General features: G+C 65.0%; 1 protein-coding gene. It reads left to right on the plus strand.

Annotation, left to right across the window (positions count from 1 at the left end; translation table 11 throughout):
• Nucleotides 1-409 (plus strand): class I adenylate-forming enzyme family protein (locus QSJ47_RS08305; RefSeq protein WP_285603025.1); only part of this gene is annotated, 409 nt, incomplete at both ends.

The following is a 409-nucleotide window of genomic DNA, read 5'->3' on the forward strand; positions in this document are numbered from 1 at the left end:
GGCGGCGGCGTATCTGAAGGTCGCCGCGCGCGAGCGTGTCACCTACACGGTGATGGTGCCGGCGATGTACAATCTCTGCCTGATGCAGCCCGATTTCGACAGCTACGATCTGTCCAGCTGGCGGATCGGCGGCTTCGGCGGCGCACCGATGCCGGTCGCGACCATCGAAAAGCTCGACGCCAAGATTCCCGGACTGAAGCTCGCCAATTGCTATGGTGCGACCGAGACCACCTCGCCCTCGACCCTGATGCCGGGCGAGCTCACCGCCGCCCATATCGACAGCGTCGGCCTGCCGTGTCCCGGCGCCGAGATTATCGTGATGGGGGCTGACGGCCGCGAGGTGCCGCGTGGCGAGATCGGCGAGCTCTGGATCCGCAGCGCCTCCGTCATCAAAGGCTATTGGAATAAT

Source organism: Helicobacter sp. NHP22-001 (assembly GCF_030270165.1).
Lineage (GTDB): Bacteria > Campylobacterota > Campylobacteria > Campylobacterales > Helicobacteraceae > Helicobacter > Helicobacter gastrofelis.